The organism is Sphingomonas sp. DBB INV C78, from assembly GCF_042693015.1.
Taxonomy (GTDB): domain Bacteria; phylum Pseudomonadota; class Alphaproteobacteria; order Sphingomonadales; family Sphingomonadaceae; genus Sphingomonas_E.
Window position 1 is genome coordinate 1329609 of record NZ_CP170544.1, and the last position, 18325, is coordinate 1347933.

Below are 18325 nucleotides of genomic sequence, written 5' to 3' on the forward strand. Positions count from 1 at the left end.
TTAACCACGGGATAACCGAGGATGATTGACGATTCCTGACCGCCCTCGTCAACCCAGCGGCGCGACGAGCCACAGCGGCCATGCGACCAGCGCCATCAACGCGCCGAACGGCACCTCCTGATTGCGGCGAACCGCGGCACCGCGGAAATGGCGAAGTCCGAGAAGGAGGAAGCCGGTCAGTGCCCCGCCGAGGATGACGAGAGGCAGCGCCTGCCAGCCGAGCGTCAGGCCGATCGCCCCTAGCAACTTGGGATCGCCGCCGCCCATTCCGGTCTTTCCCCTAAGCAGGCGATAGCTGAGCGCGATGATCGCCAGCGAAAGAAAGCCGGCCAACCCGCCGAACAATCGCGCCGGCAGATCGACCCCGACCTCCGCGATACCACCGGCCAAGCCCATCAGGGCGAGTAGCGCGACCAGCGGGTTAGGCAGCCAGAAATGCTCGACATCGAGCGCCGCCAGCGCAACGAGCAGCCAGCCGAATGCTGCGCCGAGCAACCCTTCGATGCCGGGCCCTACGCTGAGGGAAATCGCGCCGATGCCAGCACAGGCGATCTCGATCGCAGGATGACGGAAATCGATTCTTGCGCCGCATGTCGCACAGCGCCCCTTGCGCAGTGCGTATCCCGCCAGCGGCAGCAGATCGACGAGACCGAGCACACGCCCGCAGCCATCGCAGCTTGACCGGCCCGAAAGCACCGAACGCCCTTCCGGCCAGCGGATGACGAGCGTTGCGAGGAAACTGCCGAAGATCGCCCCGAGCAGCAGGCCGGCGAGCGCCCACGGCCAGATCGTCTGGCCGGCCAACAGCTCAGCCACCGCAATAATCGTCGATGAGCGTGCGAATCATGACGGCGCGCCTATTACAGCGCGCCGTCGCGTCCCAATGAATTTTTACGGATCGCCGCTCAGCGGGCGGCGAAGCTGTATTGTGCTAGCGCCTTGCGAGCCACCGCGTCGGTCGTGGACACCGTGCCGTCGCCGAGTTCGACCTGATAATGGTGCGGTGAATTGATCGCCTGCTGCCACGCGGCGGCGGCCATTTCTGGGCGGCCCGTGGCGGCATAGACGCGGCCCAAATTGATCAGACGGGCGGGATCGTCGGCGGAAACGCCGCGCATTGCGTTCAACTGACGCTCCGCCGTGGCCCAATCGCCGCGATCGATGGCCGAAAGGCCCAAGGCACCAACCTCGAAGCCTGTTTCCATCCGTGCGGCATGACGATCGGCAGCCAGAGCTGGGGTGGCCATCGCAATGAGCGGGAGCAGCAGCAAAGCGCGCATCATTCTCTCCATGCAAAACCTTCTTATGATAGGGAAGATTGTTACACGCTTATGACACACACACACAATTGGCTCTCGCGCCGATTTCCAACTTTGCAATCGGGCGCGCATGCGAACGAGACCGTTTCGGTATTTCCAAGGTATTCGCCTGATTTTATTTGATTTTTACAGATCAAGCTCCGCGACGATCGACCATGCGAATTGGCGGGCCGCCACGCGCGAAACGGCCTGCCCTTTTGTGACAATCCGCCGCAAAACGATTCGCAGAGTGAAATATTGTGGTTCCGGCGCCGGCGAGCGCCTTACACTCGAAGCGTGGTTTGCCTCATTCGACCGCTTCATCCTCGGCCACGCCCCACAGATGGCGAGTCTCGATGTGGCCGGTGCGCCCCTTCACGTCGAACTCGCACCAGCCGCTGGCGCAGTGGCCGATCTTGCCGACAACGCCTGGCGCGACCCGCCAGTCGACGCGGGAATTGGCATCGGCCTTGGCATATAAGGGGCTGACCCCGCCGACGACGATCGCGGTCCGTTGTTCCGAAAGGAGGATGGACTTCACCCAGCCCCGCTCACCTTCCGGGTCTTCCACCCGCCGCCAATCCTCATGAACCTGCACCACACGCAGCGGCAGGCCGGGACGGACATATTTCCAGGTGGCCGGATAATTGGTGCCGGGGCCGGTGCGCAGCAGCGCCTCGCGCGCGGAAATGGATACCCAATAGGGCACCGCCTTCTTCGACTGGGCGAACAAGGCCGTCGTCGGCCACAGCGCAACCGCCGCCATCCCCGCAATCGCGATCCGCTTCATTTTACGCATTGCCACCCCCGCCATTCGGTCCCTTGAATGCCTGTTTTAGCGTCGCCGGCCACGCCATCAAGCACCGACGCTTGACGAGTACGCCCACCGGGGCCAAGCGGAGGCCATGGTCGATCCCGCCCGCCCCAAGGTCACCGTCACGCGTCGCTTGCTGCCCGAGACGGAAGCCCGCATGGCCGATCTGTACGATGTGACCTTCAATCGCACCGATGCAGCCATGGATCGCGCCCAGCTCATCGCGGCGATGGCGGATTGCGACGTCTTCGTCCCCACCGTCACCGATGAGATCGACGCCGACCTGATCGCCGCCGCCGGGCCAGGGCTGAAGCTGATCGCCAATTTCGGCAATGGCGTCGATCATATCGATCTGGCAGCCGCCCGTGCCCGCAACATCATCGTCACCAACACGCCGGGCGTGCTGACCGAAGACACGGCCGACATGGTGATGGCGCTGATCCTTTCGGTGCCGCGTCGGCTGGCGGCGGGCGAGAAGCTCGTCCGCTCGGGCCAGTGGACCGGCTGGAGCCCCACGGGCATGCTCGGCCACCGCATCGGCGGCAAGACGCTCGGCATCATCGGCATGGGCCGGATCGGCCAGGCGATCGCACGGCGCGCGCGCGGCTTCGGCCTCGCCGTGCATTATCATAATCGCCATCGCCTCCCCGCCGTGATCGAAGAGGAATTGGGCGCGACCTTTCACGAAGCGCTCGACGATATGCTTCGCGCGGTGGACATCGTCTCGGTCAATTGCCCGCACACGCCCGCCACGCACCATCTGCTCGATGCCCGGCGGCTCGCGCTGCTCCGCCCCCATGTCTATCTGATCAACATCGCCCGCGGCGAGATCGTCGACGAAACCGCGTTGATCGCGGCGCTGGAGCACGATCGCATCGCCGGCGCCGGCCTTGATGTGTTCGAACATGAGCCCGCGGTCGATCCGCGCCTGCTCGGTCTGTCTAACGTCGTGCTGCTGCCGCACATGGGATCGGCCACGTTCGAAGGCCGACAGGCGATGGGCGAGAAGGTGATCGCGAATATCCGCGCCTGGTGGGACGGGCACCGCCCACCCGACCAAGTGCTCGAAGGCTGGGTCTAACCGCGGAACCGTTCAGGCTCCCGATCCGTTGCTAAGCCATTGGCAATAGGAGCCTGACGATGAAGAAGTTCCACCTGACGACCGGCGGTACTGTGCTGGCGGTCGCGCTGGCCTTCGCCGCGCCGGCCCAGGCGGGCGACGTGAAGGACATTGGTAAGGGCGCATTGATCGGCGGCGCTGGCGGCGCCGTGGTCGGCGCTGTTGTCCCTGGTCTTTCGACGGGCGAAGGCGCCCTGATCGGTGCTGCTGGCGGCGCCGTCGTCGGCGCGCTCGACAAGGACAAGAAATATTATACCGACCGCAACGGCCGGAAATATTATATCGATAAGAACGGCCAGCGCCGTTACAAAAGATAGCGAATAAGAAGCACAGGATGCCTTAAGCCCGGCGCTCCATAGAGCGTCGGGCTTTCTTTTAGACGCGCCGATCGGGCGTCGAGAACAGATCAAGCTGCTGCGTGCCGATCCAGCCGTAAAGGTAATTGGCGTAGAACAGCCCGAACAGCACCGCCGATACGATCGTCGTCCAGAAACAAGCCTTGGCGAAGCTGAAGCGCGTCGGGGCGCTGTCGGCCTGGCCGGGCACGCGGGGCTCGGGGGCGCCCTTTGATCGCGGCCTGAACGGCAGGACGAAGAAGAAGCTCATCGCCCAGAATAGCGAATAGATCGCCAATGCAGATGTGAACTTCATCCTTGCCCTCTTCAGATACGGATGATCGAAACGTCGACGATCGGCTTCTTGCCGGTCCATTGCGTCGCGCGCCGCCGTACTGCCAGACGGATGCCTTCGCGCAGCTTGGCTTCGTCCTTGACGCCGCTGGACGCCGCTTCGGCCGCAGCCCCCCTCGCCTCCGCCAGGAAATCCTCGCGGTCCTCCTCCACCGGCACGCCCTGCAGCGCGATCGCGGGTTCGCCCCGCACCTGGCCCTTCTGGTCGAGCACCACGGTCACGGCAATCACGCCATGCAGAGCGATCTTGCGACGTTCGTTCATCGTCGCGCCGTCGGCGGGCAGGATCACATCGCCGTCGAGCACCAGCCGGCCGGTCCGCTCATGCCCGATCAGCTCTGGGCCGTTCGGGGCGAGACGGATCACCTGGCCGTTCTGCTGGACGATGCTCCGCGGCACGCCGCAGGACCGCGCGAAGCGGGCCTGTTCGGCCATGTGCCGCATCTCGCCATGCACCGGCAGGATGATCTCCGGCCGGATCCATTTATACATCAGTTCCAGTTCGGGTCGGCCCGGATGGCCGGAGACGTGGACATGCGCCTGACGGTCGGTGACCATCAGCACGTCCATTTCCGCGAGCTTGTTCTGAATGCGGCCGATCGCGATCTCGTTGCCGGGTATCTGCTTGGACGAGAAGACGACGGTATCGCCCTTCGACAGCTTGATCGCGTGGCTGTCGAACGCGATCCGCGCCAGCGCCGCCCGCGATTCGCCCTGCCCGCCAGTGGCGATGATCATCACCTCGGACGGTGGCAGCCGCATCGCCGTGTCGAAATCGATCGTCTCCGGGAAATCCTTCAGATAGCCGCAGGCCTTCGCCACCTTGACGATGCGGTCGAGCGAACGCCCCGCGACGCAGAGCTTGCGACCGGTATCGAGTGCCACTTGGCCCAAGGTCTGCACCCGCGCCGCATTGGACGCGAAGGTGGTGACGAGCACCCTGCCCCGCGCCGCCGCGATCACGCCGTCCAGCCCTTCGCGCACGGCAGCCTCGGAGCCCGAAGCTTCCTCATTGAAGACATTGGTCGAATCGCAGACGAGCGCCAGCACGCCCTTATCGCCGATCGCCTCCAGCTCGCCCGCCGTCGTTGGCGTACCCAGCAAAGGCTCGTCGTCCAGCTTCCAGTCGCCGGTATGGAATATCCGGCCATAGGGCGTGTCGATCAGCACCGCATTGCCCTCGGGGATCGAATGGGCCAGCGGCACGTAAGTGAAACCGAACGGGCCGAGCTGGAAGCTGCCTTCCTGATCGATGATGTGGAGCTTGACCTTGTTGCCCAGCCCCTCCTCGTCCAGCTTGCCGCGGATCAGCCCGGCAGTGAACGGCGTCGCATAGAGCGGCACGCCGAGATCGGCGGCGAGATAGGGGATCGCCCCGATATGGTCCTCATGCCCGTGGGTCAGCACGATGCCCAGCAGGTCTTTCGCCCGCTCCTCGATGAATTCCAGGTCCGGCAGGATCAGGTCGATCCCCGGCGACGCGGAGTCGGCGAAGGTGAGGCCGAGGTCGACCATGACCCATTTGCCGTCGCAGCCATAAAGATTGACGTTCATGCCAATCTCGGCCGATCCGCCAAGGGCGAGGAAAAGCAGTTCTTTACCGGGCTTCGTCACGTAAATCGGATCCAATCACTCAAGGCGCACGGCATCGCCGGCGTCGGGCAGCGCATGCGGCGCGGCCGTCTATATCAGGAAAACGTCCCCCGCGTGGAGGATATGGATGGTGCCGTCCGCCAATCGCAGCCGCAGCGCGCCATTTTCATCGAGACCTTCAAAAAGCCCCTCGACGCTTTGGCCGTCGGCGCCGGTGGTTCTGAGCGGCGTGCCAATCGCATGCGCACGCAGCAGCCATTCACGGCGGATTGTCGAAAGCCCCTCACCACGCCAGCGGCCCACCCAATAGGTGAAGGCCTGGGCCAGATCCTCAAGGAAAGCTGCCGGGTCCGGCGCGCCCAGCCCCGCAGCCGCGAAGCTGGCCGTCGCGCGGTCCAGCCCCTCGGGCCGATGGGCGAGGTTGACGCCGAAACCGATGACGATCGCATCGCCCACGGCTTCGAGCAGGATGCCCGATAGCTTGGCGCCGTCGAGCATCAGATCGTTAGGCCATTTCAGCGTTATGCGGCTCGCATCGCCATAGGCCGCGGCGACCTGATGGAGCGCGAGCGCCGCCACCATCGCCAACGTCGCCGGCGGCGGATCGCCGATGCGCTGACGGATGATCGTGCTGGCGAAGAGATTACCGGGCGGAGATTGCCAGGCGCGGCCATGCCGCCCGCGCCCGCCCGTCTGCGTCTCGGCACGCAGCCAGAAACCTTCCGCCTCGCCCGCCCGGGCAAGGGCGGCGACATCGTCGTTGGTCGACGCCGTCGACGTTACCGAACGGATGGTGTGGATCAGAACAGCGCCCGTGCTGCCGCCATGCTCGCGGCGCCCAGCGCCGGAATGGCCAGGTAGCCGAGCGGCGAGACGAACAGCGCCGAAATCGCGATCAGCCCGCCTTCGACCTTGCTCTCCATCGGCGCATAGGCCGGCGCCGGATCATCGAAGTACATCGTCTTGACGATCTTCAGATAATAGAAGGCGCCGATCACCGAGGTGGCGATACCGATCATGGCGAGCGGCCACTGGCCGACGCTGACCAGCGCATCGAACACCAGGAATTTCGGCCAGAAGCCGAAGAGCGGCGGGATTCCAGCCAGCGAGAACATGAAGATCGCGAAAGCCGCCGCCAGCGCCGGCCGCGTGCGCGACAGGCCGGAAAGGCTGGCGATCGTCTCTACCGGCTCGCCGCTTTCGTCGCGCATCTGCAGCACGCAGAGGAAGCTTCCGACCGTCATGGCGACATAGACCGCCATATAGGTCATCACAGCCGCCACGCCCTCCTTCGTGCCGGCGGCGAGGCCGAACAGCGCGAAGCCGACATTGTTGATCGACGAATAAGCGAGCAGCCGCTTGATATTAGTCTGCCCGATCGCCGCGACGCCGCCGAGGATGGTGGAGGCGAGCGCCGAGAAGATGATGATCTGGCGCCACGCATCGGTAGCACCGCCCATGGCTTCCACTGCGACGCGGACCAGCAGCGCCATCGCCGCGACCTTGGGGGCGGAGGCGAAGAAAGCCGTTACCGGGGTCGGCGCGCCTTCATAGACGTCCGGCGTCCACATGTGGAACGGAACGGCGGAGATCTTGAACGCCAGGCCCGCCAGCACGAACACCAGGCCGAACATTTCGCCCATGCTCAGGCCGTCGCCAAAGCCTTCCGCCACGCCGGCGAACGCGGTCGTGCCGGTGAAGCCGTAAAGCAGCGAGATGCCGTAGAGCAGGATGCCCGAGGCGAGCGCGCCGAGAACGAAATATTTGAGGCCCGCTTCGGCCGAGCGCGTATCGCGGCGCATGAAGCTCGCCAGCACATAAGCGGCAAGGCTCTGCAGCTCGAGGCCCACATAGAGCGTAAGCAGGTCGGCCGCCGAAACCATCATGCCCATGCCGACGGCGGAGAGCAGGATCAGGATCGGATATTCGGCGCGGACATAACCGCTCCGCTCGAAGAATGCGGGGGCAATCACCATCGTCACTGCCGCGGCGATGTAGATCAGCACCTTGGCGAAGGCCGCGAAGGCGTCCGCACGATAGAGGCCGTCGAAGGCGTCGCCGCCATGGCCGGCCGGGCCGAGCAGCGCGAAGGCCGCCGCGACGAACAATGCCGCCGCCGCCCAGCTTATCGCCTTGGTCATCTTGTCGCCGCCATAGGCCGCAACCATCAGCAGCACGAGCGAACCGACCGAGAGGATGAGCTCCGGCAGGGTCAGCGAGAGGGAGTGGATGAACGACATCAGTGGTGCGCCCCCTCGTGCGCGGCGGCAGCAGGAATGACAGGCTTACCGGCGGTGACATGGGCATCGCCCTGGAAGCCCGATTGTTCGACACGGGCGACAAGCATGCCGATGTCGCGGCGGATCGGCTTCAGAAAGCTTTCGGGATAGACGCCCATCCACAGCACGGCCGCGGCGATCGGCGCCAACAGCGCCATTTCGCGCGCCGACAGATCCGGCATCGCAGCGACATCGGGCTTGTCGAGCTTGCCGTAGCAAACCCGCGCATAGAGATAGAGCATGTAAGCCGCGCCGAGGATGATTCCCGTCGTCGCGACGAACGCCACCCAGCTATTCGCCTTGTAGCCGCCGACCAGCGCCAGGAACTCACCGACGAAGCCGGACGTGCCGGGCAGACCAACCGAGGCCATGGTGAACAGCATGAACAGCAGGGCATATTTCGGCATATTGTCCGAAAGCCCGCCATAACGCGCGATCTCGCGAGTGTGCAGACGATCATAGATCACGCCGACGCACAGGAAGAGCGCGCCCGAAACCAGGCCGTGGCTCAGCATCACCAGCATCGCGCCTTCCAGGCCCTGCCGGTTGAAGGCGAACAGGCCGATGGTGACGAACGCCATGTGCGCGACCGACGAATAGGCGATCAGCTTCTTCATGTCGGTCTGCACCAGGGCAACGAGCGAGGTGTAGACCACCGCCACCATGCTGAGGCCCATGACGAGCCAGAACAGTTCGGCGGACGCCTGCGGGAACATCGGCAGCGAGAAGCGAATGAAGCCGTAGCCCCCCATCTTCAGCAGCACGCCGGCCAGGATCACCGAACCTGCGGTCGGCGCCTGCACGTGCGCGTCCGGCAGCCAGGTGTGGACCGGCCACATCGGCATCTTCACCGCGAAGCTCGCGAAGAAGGCCAGAAACAGCCAGGTCTGGGCATGGACCGGGAAGTCATGCGCCATCAGGGTCGGGATGTCGGTCGTGCCCGCTTCCTGCGCCATCCACAGCATCGCGACCAGCATCAGCACCGATCCGAGCAGCGTGTAGAGGAAGAATTTATAGCTGGCGTAGATCCGGTCCGCCCCGCCCCAGATGCCGATGATCAGATACATCGGGATGAGGCCGGCTTCGAAGAAGATGTAGAACAGGAACAGATCCTGCGCTGCGAAGACGCCGATCATCAGCGCCTCCATCAGCAGGAAGGCGGCCATATACTCGGGCACGCGCTTCTCGATCGCTTCCCACGACGCGCCGATGCAGATCGGCATCAGGAAGACGGAAAGCATGATCAGCGTCAGCGCGATGCCGTCGATGCCGAGCGCCCAAGAGAAGCGCCCGAACACATTGGCCTGCGTCCGTTCGACGAACTGCCACTGCGCGCCGGCGGGATCGTAACCGACCCACAGGACGATGCCGAGCACGAACAGGATGAGCGTCGTTGCCAGCGCCGTCCAGCGTGCGCCCTGCGCGCTCAGGAACAGGCAGGCGATCGCGGCCACTGCCGGCAGCGCGATCATCAGGGAAAGGATGGGAAAGCCGGTCATATTCTTATCAGCCCGCCATCGCCCAGGTCGCCGCGGCCGCAAGGCCCAGCAGCATCACCAGCGCATAGGTATAGACGTAGCCGGACTGGAGCCGGCGGGTGAGCGCGCCACCGCCAACCACGACATGCGCGACGCCGTCGGGGCCGAAGCGGTCGATCGTCCCTTCGTCGCCGCGCTTCCAGAAGAAGCGACCGAGCGCGAAGGCCGGGCGGACGAACAGGAAATCGTACAGCTGGTCGAAATACCACTTGTTGTAGACGAAGTCGTAGAGGACGCGGAAAGTCTCGGTGAAGCGCGCCGGGATCGTCGTGTCGAAGATATAGGCGCGCAGCGCGATCAGGAAACCGATCGCCATCACCGTGAACGGCCCCCACTTCACCCACGCCGGCACCTCATGCATCGCATGCATCAGATGCTCGTTGAACGCGATGCTGCCGCCCCAGAACTGCACACCGCCAGCCACCTCGACAAAGGCGTGGTGGAAGACCTGGCCTGCCAACACTGCACCGGTCGCGAGGACCGCCAGCGGGATCAGCATGTTCAGCGGGCTTTCATGCGGATGATAGCCCGCCGTGCCGTCATGCGGCAGCGGCGCATGGTGATCGAGTTCATGGCCATGGTCCGGCTCCGAACGATCCTCATGCTCATGGTGCACGGCGTGCTGGATATGCTCGGACTCCGCCCAGCGCGGCTTGCCCCAGAAGGTCAGGAACATCAGCCGCCACGAATAGAAGCTGGTGAGCATCGCGGCGATGATGCCGACGCCGAAGATGATCGGGCCATTGCCGCCGGAAGCGTAGGTCGCCTCCAAAATCGCGTCCTTCGAGAAGAAGCCCGCAAAGCCGAATGCCGGGATGTCCAGGATCACGCCCGGAATACCGAGGCCGGTGATCGCCAGCGTGCCGATCAGCATCACCGCGAAGGTGAAGGGGATCTTCTTACGCAGGCCGCCATAATAACGCATGTCCTGCTCATGGTGCATCGCGTGGATCACCGAGCCCGCACCCAGGAACAGCAGCGCCTTGAAGAAGGCGTGCGTGAACAGGTGGAACATCGCCGCGCCATAGGCGCCGATGCCCGCGGCGAAGAACATGTAGCCGAGCTGCGAACAGGTCGAATAAGCGATCACGCGCTTGATGTCGTTCTGGCAGGTGCCGACGGTCGCCGCGAAGAAGCAGGTCGCCGCACCGACGATGGCCACGACATGCAGCGCCGTCTGGCTCGTTTCGAACATCGGCGACAGGCGGCAGACCATGAACACGCCCGCCGTCACCATCGTCGCCGCGTGGATCAGCGCCGACACCGGGGTCGGGCCTTCCATGGCGTCGGGCAGCCAGGTGTGGAGGCCAAGCTGGGCCGACTTGCCCATCGCGCCGACGAACAGCAGCAGGCAGAGCAAGGTCATCGTGTCGACGCGATAGCCGAGGAAGCCGATGGTCGAACCGGCCATGCCGGGCGCCGCTTCCAGGATCGCGGGGATCGAGACGGTGCCGAACACCAGGAAGGTGCCGAAGATACCGAGCGAGAAGCCGAAATCGCCGACGCGGTTGACCACGAACGCCTTGATCGCGGCCGCCTTGGCGGTCGGCTTGTGATACCAGAAACCGATCAGCAGATAGGACGCAAGGCCCACGCCTTCCCAGCCGAAGAACATCTGGACCAGGCTGTCGGCCGTGACCAGCATCAGCATCGCGAAGGTGAACAGCGACAGATAAGCGAAGAAGCGCGGCTGGCTGTCGTCCTCGGCCATATAGCCCCAGCTATACAGGTGGACGAGGCTGGAGACCGTGGTCACGACCACCAGCATCACCGCCGTCAGCGTGTCGACGCGCAGCGCCCAATCGACCAGCATGTCGCCGGACTGGATGAAGGTCAGCACCGGTTCGACATAGGCTACCGAATGGCCGCCCAGGAAACCGATGAAGATCACCCAGGAAAGCGCACAGGCCGCGAACAGCGCACCCGTCGTCACCGCTTTCGCAGCGACATTGCCGATCATGCGGTTGCCGAGGCCCGCGACGATAGCCGCCAAGAGCGGCAGGAATACGATGAGCTTGATCACCGAATGATCACCCCTTCATCCGGTTGATATCGTCGACCGCGATGGTGCCGCGGCCACGGAAATAGATGACGAGGATCGCGAGCCCGATCGCCGCCTCGCCGGCGGCCACCGTCAGCACGAACATCGCGAACACCTGGCCGACAAGATCGCCGAGGAAGGCCGAGAAGGCCACCAGGTTGATGTTGACGCTGAGCAGGATCAGTTCGATCGCCATCAGGATGATGATGACATTCTTCCGGTTGAGGAAGATGCCGAACACCCCCATCACGAACAGGATCGCCGAAACGACCAGATAATGCTGGATGCCGATCACAGCTCCACCCCCTGCCCGATGGGCTGGTTGATATTGCGCACCGCGTCCTCGGGACGCCGCTTGACCTGCTGGGTCACGTTCTGCGGGCGAGTGCCGCCACGCGCGCGGTGGGTCAGCACGATCGCGCCGATCATCGCCACCAGGAGCACAAGGCCGGCCGCTTCGAAGATGTAGAGGTAGCGCGTGTAGATGACGGTGCCGAGCGCCTCGATGTTCGGCACTTCGGCCGGGATCGGGGCGGCCGCACGGGCCATTTCGATGCCACCGGCCTTCCACGCCGCGGTTGCGAAGATGATTTCCGCCAGCAGCACGAAGATCAGCAGCACGCCGAACGGCCAGTAGCGGGAAAAGCCGCTGCGCAGTTCGGCGAAATCGATGTCCAGCATCATCACGACGAACAGAAACAGCACCGCGACCGCACCGACATAGACGATGACGAGCAGCATCGCGATGAACTCGGCGCCCACCAGCACCATCAGGCCCGCCGCATTGAAGAACGCGAGGATGAGCCACAGCACCGAGTGCACGGGGTTGCGCGCCGTCACGGTGAGCGCGCCGGCGGCGATCACCATGATGGCGAACAGATAAAAGGCGATCGTCTGGATCACGGTTTTGCGCGGCCCCTCAAGGATTCGTGCGGCGGATTAACGGTATGGAGCATCGGCGGCAAGGTTGGCGGCGATGGCACTTTCCCACCGGTCGCCGTTCGAAAGCAGCTTCGCCTTGTCGTAGATCAGCTCCTCGCGCGTCTCCGTGGCATATTCAAAATTCGGCCCCTCGACGATGGCGTCCACCGGGCAGGCTTCCTGACAGAAGCCGCAATAGATGCACTTCGTCATGTCGATGTCGTAGCGCGTGGTGCGGCGGCTGCCGTCGTCGCGCGGTTCGGCCTCGATCGTGATCGCCTGCGCCGGGCACACGGCCTCGCACAGCTTGCACGCGATGCAGCGCTCCTCGCCATTCGGATAACGGCGCAGCGCATGTTCGCCGCGGAAGCGGGGCGACAGCGGGTTCTTCTCGAACGGGTAGTTGATCGTCGCCTTGGGCTTGAAGAAATATTTCAAGGTCAGCCAGTGCGCCTTCACGAACTCCCAGAGGGTGAAGGTTTTGACGTAATGCGCGAGGCTCATGACAGCACGCCCGAATAGCGGGTGAGCATCAGCCACCCGGAGATGATGAACACCCACAGCAGCGACAGCGGCAGGAAGATCTTCCAGCCCAGCCGCATCAGCTGGTCATAGCGGTAGCGCGGCACCGTCGCCTTCACCCAGCTGAACACGAAGAAGAAGAACAGGATCTTCGCGAACATCCAGAAGATGCCGGGGATGGCGTAAAGCGGCGCCCAGTCGATCGGGGGCAACCAGCCGCCCCAGAACAGCACGGCGTTGAGCGCGCACATCAAGAGCACATTGCCATATTCGCCGAGCCAGAACAGCGCGAACGCCATCGACGAATATTCGGTCTGGTAACCGGCGACGATCTCGCTCTCGGCCTCGGTCAGGTCGAACGGGGCGCGCGCGGTTTCGGCCATGGCGGAGATCAGGAACACCACCGCCATCGGAAACAGCAGCGGGTTGAAGCCGAAGCCGTTGATGAAGCCGAAGACGTGGGCGCGCTGCGCATCGATGATGCCGGAAAGGTTGAACGTCCCGGCCCACAGCACGACCGAGATCAGCACGAAGCCGATCGACACTTCATAGCTCACCATCTGCGCAGCGGCGCGGATGGCGGAATAGAAGGGATATTTGGAGTTGGACGCCCAGCCCGCCAGGATCACGCCATAGACGCCCAGCGACGACGCCGCGAGGATGTAGAGCAGGCCGACATTGATGTCGGCGAGCACCATGTCCGGCCCGAACGGGATCACCGCCCAGCCGATCAGCGCGATCGTGAAGGTGATTATCGGCGCGAGCAGGAACAGGCCCCGGTTCGCCGCCGACGGGATGATGGTTTCCTGCAGGAACACCTTCAGGCCATCCGCGAAGGACTGGAGCAGGCCGAACGGGCCGACGACGTTGGGGCCGCGGCGCAGCGCCATCGCCGCCCAGATCTTGCGATCGGCATAGATGATCATGGCGACAGCCAGCATCAGCGGCAGCGCGATCATCAGGATCAGGATCAGCGTCGCGACAAACCAGCCGAAGCCGTAGCCGAGGACGCCCTGGAACCAAGCGGTCATCGCGCACCGACCCCCATCAAAATCCACTCCGGCATTTTCAGGCCCGCCATCGACAAGCCCGATCGTGTCGAGCGAAGTCGAGACACGCTCCGCTCACCCTTTGCATCCTGTGCCCGGCTCATCGAGCCACCTGAGAACGGCGTGGGAAGGAAAACCGCCTTCATTCCGCGGCCTCCGCAAAATCCTGGCCGTGGATCAGTTCGGCCGAGCAGCGCTGCATCGTCTCGCTCACCCGCGCGATCGGGTTGGTCAGGTAGAAGTCGGCGATCGGATAGCCAACCTCGCCCGCAGCCGCAGCGTCGAGCGACGGCGGTGCCCAGTCATAAGCGGCAAGACCAAGCGCACCCAGCGCCGGCACGTCCGCCGCCATCGCCGCGCGCAGCGCGTCGAGCGTGTCGAACGGCAGCGTATGGCCCAGCACGTCGGAAAGGGCGCGCAAGATCGCCCAATCCTCGCGCGCATCGCCCGGCGGGAATACCGCCCGATCGCCGCGCTGCACCCGGCCTTCCAGGTTCACATAGGTGCCGCTCTTCTCGGTGTAAGCGGCCGCCGGCAGGATCACGTCAGCCTGAGCCGCACCGCGATCGCCATGATGGCCGACATAGACCTTGAAGCTGCCGGCGAAGCGATCTTCGCTCAGCTCGTCAGCGCCCAGCAGGAAGACGAGCTTCGGCGCCTTCGCGGCAACCGCCGCGATGCCGCCCGCCTGCGCATAGCCCAGCATCAGCCCGCCCATGCGCGAAGCCGCCATGTGGAGGACGTTATAACCGTTCCAGCCATCCTTGATCAGCCCGAGCGGGCCGACCAGCGCGAGCGTCGCGCCCTGCGCACCGGCCTTCAGGCCGCCGCCACCCAGGATCAGCGCCGGGCGCTGGGCCTTGGTGAAGGCATCGGTCACTTCCGCCGGCAGATTGCCAAGCAACGACAGATCATTGCCGAGCCACGTCACCGGATAGGTCAGGTCGATTTCGGGGCCGATCACGAACACCGGCGCGCCGGCCTTCACCGCCTTGCGGATGCGCGTGTTGACCAGCGGTGCTTCCCAGCGGACGTTCGAACCGACGATCAGGATCGCATCCGCCGTCTCGATGCCGGCGATCGTGCTGTTGAAATTCACCGCCGCCAGATTGGTGCAGTCATAATCGAGGCCGGTCTGTCGGCCCTCGAGAATGTCCGAACCCATCGCCGTCAGCAGCGTCTTCGCCGCATACATGGTTTCGCAGTCGACCAGATCACCGGCGATCGCCGCGACGCTTGCCCCCGCATTCACCGCCGCAATCGCCTGGAACGCCTCGCCCCAGGTGACGGGCACCAATTTGCCGCCCTTGCGGACATAAGGCTTGTCGAGGCGGCTGCGGACGAGGCCGTCGACCGCATGGCGCGTCTTGTCCGACGCCCATTCCTCATTCACGTCGTCATTGATCCGCGGCAACGCGCGCAGCACCTGCCGGCCGCGGCTGTCGATGCGGATGTTGGTGCCCACGGCGTCCATCACGTCGATGCCCGCGGTCTTCTTCAACTCCCACGGCCGCGCCTCGAAAGCGTAAGGCTTGGCTGTCAGCGCGCCCACCGGGCACAGATCGACGACATTGCCCGAAAGCTCGGACGTGACCGCCTTCTCCAGATAGGAGGTGATCTGCATATTCTCGCCACGGCCGATCGCGCCGATTTCCTCGACGCCGGCCACTTCCTCGGCGAAGCGCACGCAGCGCGTGCACTGGATGCAGCGGGTCATCACCGTCTTGACGATGGGGCCCATATATTTCTCGGTCACGGCCCGCTTGTTCTCGTCATAGCGGGAATGGCCGCGGCCATAAGCGACCGACTGGTCCTGCAAGTCGCATTCGCCGCCCTGGTCGCAGATCGGGCAATCGAGCGGGTGATTGATGAGGAGGAACTCCATCACCCCTTCCCGCGCCTTCTTGACCATCGCGCTGTCGGTGCGGACTTCCTGATTGTCGGCGGCGGGCAGCGCGCACGAAGCCTGCGGCTTGGGCGGCCCCGGCTTCACTTCGACCAGGCACATGCGGCAATTGCCGGCGATCGACAGCCGCTCATGATAACAGAAGCGCGGAATCTCCTTGCCCGCAGCCTCACAGGCCTGGAGCACGGTGGCGCCCGCGGGGACTTCGACCTCGATCCCGTCGACGGTTAGCTTAGGCATTTTCTTACTCCGCCGCCACGGGAAGGGCGACGCCCTTGGCTTCGTAGATGCGCCGCTCGATTTCCGGGCGGAAATGGCGGATCAGGCCCTGGATCGGCCAGGCCGCCGCGTCGCCGAGCGCGCAGATGGTGTGGCCTTCGACCTGCCGCGTCACTTCTTCCAGCATGTCGATCTCGGAAAGCTCGGCATTGCCCTGGCGCAGCCGTTCCATCACGCGCCACATCCAGCCGGTGCCTTCGCGGCACGGCGTGCACTGGCCGCAGCTCTCATGCTTGTAGAAATAGCTGATCCGGCTGATGGCGCGGACGATGTCGGTGGACTTGTCCATCACGATCACCGCCGCCGTGCCGAGGCCCGACTTGAGATCGCGCAGGCCGTCGAAATCCATCGGCGCGTCCATGATCTGCGCAGCGGGCACCAGCGGCACCGAAGAACCGCCCGGGATCACGGCGAGCAGATTATCCCAGCCACCACGGATGCCGCCGGCGTGCCGGTCGATCAGTTCACGGAAGCTAATGCCCATCGTTTCTTCGACGACGCACGGCTTGTTCACATGGCCGCTGATCTGGAACAGCTTGGTGCCCTTGTTGTTCTCGCGCCCGAAGGACGAGAACCAGGCAGCACCCCGCCGCAGGATCGTCGGCGCAACCGCGATCGATTCCACATTGTTCACGGTCGTCGGGCAGCCATAGAGGCCGACACCCGCCGGGAAAGGCGGCTTCAGGCGCGGCTGGCCCTTCTTGCCCTCAAGGCTTTCGATCTGCGCAGTTTCCTCGCCGCAGATATAGGCCCCTGCCCCGCGATGGACGAAGACGTCGAAGTCATAGCCCGAACCGCAGGCATTCTTGCCGATGAAGCCCTTGGCATACGCTTCGGCCACGGCCGCGAACAAAGTCTCCGCCTCGCGAATGAACTCGCCGCGGATATAGATGTAGGCGGCACGCGCACGCATCGCGAAACCGGCGATCAGCGCGCCTTCGATCAGCTTGTGCGGATCGTGGCGGATGATCTCGCGGTCCTTGCACGAACCCGGCTCGGATTCGTCGGCGTTGATGACCAGGAAGCTCGGGCGGCCGTCCTTGCTCTCCTTGGGCATGAAGCTCCACTTCATGCCGGTCGGGAAGCCCGCGCCGCCGCGGCCGCGCAGGGCCGACGCCTTGATCCGCTCGATGATCTCGTCCTGGCCGATCTCGAGCAGCTTCTTGGTGTTGTCCCAGTCGCCGCGCTTCATCGCCGCGTCGATGTTCCACGGCTGGAAGCCATAGACGTTGGTGAAGATGCGGTCCTTGTCCGCCAGGGGCGTGATGCCGGTCATGCCCATTCCCCCCGGTAATCGTGGTTTTCGGACACCATCTCCGGAAGCGAGGTCGGTCCGCCCTCGGGGCAGCTCGTCTGCCGGTCGATCTGCGGACCCGCTTTGGGGCTCTCGCCACGGGCCAGCGCTTCGAGCACAGCCGTCGTCGTCTCGAAGGTCAGGTCTTCGAAATTATCGTCGTTGATCTGCACCATCGGCGCGTTGGCGCAGGCGCCCAGGCACTCGACTTCGGTCAGCGTGAACAGGCCGTCGGGCGTGGTGTGGCCCTTCTTCAACCCCTTCTTGTAACAGGCGTCGAGCACATCGTCCGATCCGCGCAGCATGCACGGCGTCGTGCCGCAGACCTGCACATGATAGCGGCCGACCGGCGCCAAATTGTACATGGTGTAGAAGGTCGCGACCTCGAACGCCCGGATATAGGGCATCGAAATCTGCTTCGCGACGAACTCGATCACCGGCACGGGCAGCCAACCCTGCGTATCCGTCTCCGCACCCACCTGGCGCTGGGCGAGATCGAGCAGCGGCATGATCGCCGAATGCTGGCGGCCCGGCGGATAGCGCGCGATGATGCCCTTGGCATTGGCCTCGTTGACCTCGGACCACGCGAAATCGCCCCAGCGGGCGCGGGTCTCGGCTTCGTCGGGGATATGGGCTGCGTCAGCCATTAACGGATGAACTCCACGCGCGACACCTTGTCGCCCTCAAACGAATAGACAGACATGACCTCGAACTTGTCGCCATCGGGCGCGCGTTCGACCTTCTCGTGCAGCACCACGGTCTCGCCGAGGCACCAGCTGCCGATGATGTCCGCCCGGTTCTGCGGGAATTGCGCGAACATGGCCTTCAGCCCCGCCCGCACGCCTTCCCTGCCCTCGCGCAACACCGCCCCGCGATAGCCCGCCTCGCAGGCATCATCGGTCATGTACGTCACGTAAGCGTCGGCATCCTGAGCATTATAGACCTCGATCATACGGGTCGCGATCGCGATACGCTCGTCCGC

Annotated in this window: 19 protein-coding genes; 2 read left to right on the forward strand and 17 right to left on the reverse strand. The window is 64.4% G+C overall.

Going from position 1 to position 18325, the window contains the following annotated elements:
- Window positions 1-48: 48 nt before the first annotated feature.
- The 3 genes from ACFB49_RS06355 to ACFB49_RS06365 all read right to left on the reverse strand — a co-directional run bounded on the left by ACFB49_RS06355 (window position 49) and on the right by ACFB49_RS06365 (window position 2097).
- Window positions 49-816 (reverse strand): prepilin peptidase, encoded by a 768-nt coding sequence (locus ACFB49_RS06355; RefSeq protein ID WP_380877403.1) that lies wholly within the window; start codon window positions 814-816, stop codon window positions 49-51.
- A gap of 89 nt (window positions 817-905) precedes the next feature.
- Entirely contained in the window at window positions 906-1292 is a 387-nt protein-coding gene (locus tag ACFB49_RS06360; protein WP_380877405.1) for a tetratricopeptide repeat protein, read from the reverse strand.
- Between the two features lie 313 nt (window positions 1293-1605).
- Complete coding sequence (locus tag ACFB49_RS06365) at window positions 1606-2097, reverse strand: SH3 domain-containing protein (RefSeq protein ID WP_380877407.1); 492 nt, start codon at window positions 2095-2097, stop codon at window positions 1606-1608.
- Window positions 2098-2203: 106 nt separating this feature from the next.
- Between ACFB49_RS06365 and ACFB49_RS06370 the strand changes: the two genes are divergently transcribed.
- Both ACFB49_RS06370 and ACFB49_RS06375 read left to right on the forward strand, forming a co-directional pair.
- Complete coding sequence (locus ACFB49_RS06370; protein WP_380877409.1) at window positions 2204-3193, forward strand: 2-hydroxyacid dehydrogenase; 990 nt, start codon at window positions 2204-2206, stop codon at window positions 3191-3193.
- A 59-nt stretch (window positions 3194-3252) separates the two neighbouring features.
- Window positions 3253-3549: a YMGG-like glycine zipper-containing protein gene (locus ACFB49_RS06375; protein ID WP_380877412.1), complete on the forward strand. Its 297-nt coding sequence runs from the start codon at window positions 3253-3255 to the stop codon at window positions 3547-3549.
- Window positions 3550-3607: 58 nt separating this feature from the next.
- On the opposite strand, the gene ACFB49_RS06380 is transcribed toward ACFB49_RS06375, so the two are convergent.
- The 14 genes from ACFB49_RS06380 to ACFB49_RS06445 form a co-directional block, all read right to left on the reverse strand.
- The gene (locus ACFB49_RS06380; protein ID WP_380877414.1) at window positions 3608-3883 is read right to left on the reverse strand and encodes a DUF1467 family protein; all 276 of its coding nucleotides are present in this window, start codon (window positions 3881-3883) and stop codon (window positions 3608-3610) included.
- A gap of 11 nt (window positions 3884-3894) precedes the next feature.
- Window positions 3895-5535 carry a ribonuclease J gene (locus tag ACFB49_RS06385; RefSeq protein WP_380877417.1) on the reverse strand — a complete coding sequence of 547 codons (1641 nt, stop codon included), beginning with the start codon at window positions 5533-5535 and terminating at the stop codon, window positions 3895-3897.
- Window positions 5536-5604: 69 nt separating this feature from the next.
- Window positions 5605-6318, reverse strand: coding sequence for a biotin--[acetyl-CoA-carboxylase] ligase (locus ACFB49_RS06390; RefSeq protein WP_380879871.1), 714 nt, complete (start codon window positions 6316-6318; stop codon window positions 5605-5607).
- Window positions 6315-7754, reverse strand: a complete 1440-nt coding sequence (gene nuoN, locus ACFB49_RS06395; protein ID WP_380877419.1) for an NADH-quinone oxidoreductase subunit NuoN — start codon at window positions 7752-7754, stop codon at window positions 6315-6317. Before nuoN ends, ACFB49_RS06390 begins: the two co-directional genes overlap by 4 nt.
- Complete coding sequence (locus ACFB49_RS06400) at window positions 7754-9292, reverse strand: NADH-quinone oxidoreductase subunit M (protein ID WP_380877422.1); 1539 nt, start codon at window positions 9290-9292, stop codon at window positions 7754-7756. Before ACFB49_RS06400 ends, nuoN begins: the two co-directional genes overlap by 1 nt.
- 7 nt (window positions 9293-9299) lie before the next feature.
- Window positions 9300-11354, reverse strand: coding sequence for an NADH-quinone oxidoreductase subunit L (gene nuoL, locus ACFB49_RS06405; protein ID WP_380877425.1), 2055 nt, complete (start codon window positions 11352-11354; stop codon window positions 9300-9302).
- Between the two features lie 7 nt (window positions 11355-11361).
- Window positions 11362-11667 carry an NADH-quinone oxidoreductase subunit NuoK gene (nuoK, locus tag ACFB49_RS06410; protein ID WP_010127262.1) on the reverse strand — a complete coding sequence of 102 codons (306 nt, stop codon included), beginning with the start codon at window positions 11665-11667 and terminating at the stop codon, window positions 11362-11364.
- On the reverse strand, window positions 11664-12275 hold the full coding sequence (locus tag ACFB49_RS06415) for an NADH-quinone oxidoreductase subunit J (RefSeq protein WP_380877427.1): 612 nt from the start codon (window positions 12273-12275) through the stop codon (window positions 11664-11666). Before ACFB49_RS06415 ends, nuoK begins: the two co-directional genes overlap by 4 nt.
- Before the next feature lie 36 nt (window positions 12276-12311).
- Window positions 12312-12797: an NADH-quinone oxidoreductase subunit NuoI gene (gene nuoI, locus ACFB49_RS06420; RefSeq protein ID WP_380877430.1), complete on the reverse strand. Its 486-nt coding sequence runs from the start codon at window positions 12795-12797 to the stop codon at window positions 12312-12314.
- Entirely contained in the window at window positions 12794-13846 is a 1053-nt protein-coding gene (gene nuoH, locus ACFB49_RS06425) for an NADH-quinone oxidoreductase subunit NuoH (protein WP_380877433.1), read from the reverse strand. Before nuoH ends, nuoI begins: the two co-directional genes overlap by 4 nt.
- Before the next feature lie 160 nt (window positions 13847-14006).
- Window positions 14007-16010, reverse strand: coding sequence for an NADH-quinone oxidoreductase subunit NuoG (gene nuoG, locus ACFB49_RS06430; protein WP_380877436.1), 2004 nt, complete (start codon window positions 16008-16010; stop codon window positions 14007-14009).
- Window positions 16011-16014: 4 nt separating this feature from the next.
- On the reverse strand, window positions 16015-17331 hold the full coding sequence (nuoF, locus tag ACFB49_RS06435) for an NADH-quinone oxidoreductase subunit NuoF (protein ID WP_380877438.1): 1317 nt from the start codon (window positions 17329-17331) through the stop codon (window positions 16015-16017).
- Window positions 17322-17990 carry a complex I 24 kDa subunit family protein gene (locus ACFB49_RS06440; RefSeq protein ID WP_380877441.1) on the reverse strand — a complete coding sequence of 223 codons (669 nt, stop codon included), beginning with the start codon at window positions 17988-17990 and terminating at the stop codon, window positions 17322-17324. The genes nuoF and ACFB49_RS06440 overlap by 10 nt, the downstream gene beginning before the upstream one ends.
- A complete protein-coding gene (locus ACFB49_RS06445; RefSeq protein ID WP_380879873.1) occupies window positions 17990-18295 on the reverse strand; it encodes a nuclear transport factor 2 family protein in 306 nt (101 codons plus the stop codon). Before ACFB49_RS06445 ends, ACFB49_RS06440 begins: the two co-directional genes overlap by 1 nt.
- Window positions 18296-18325: the final 30 nt, after the last annotated feature.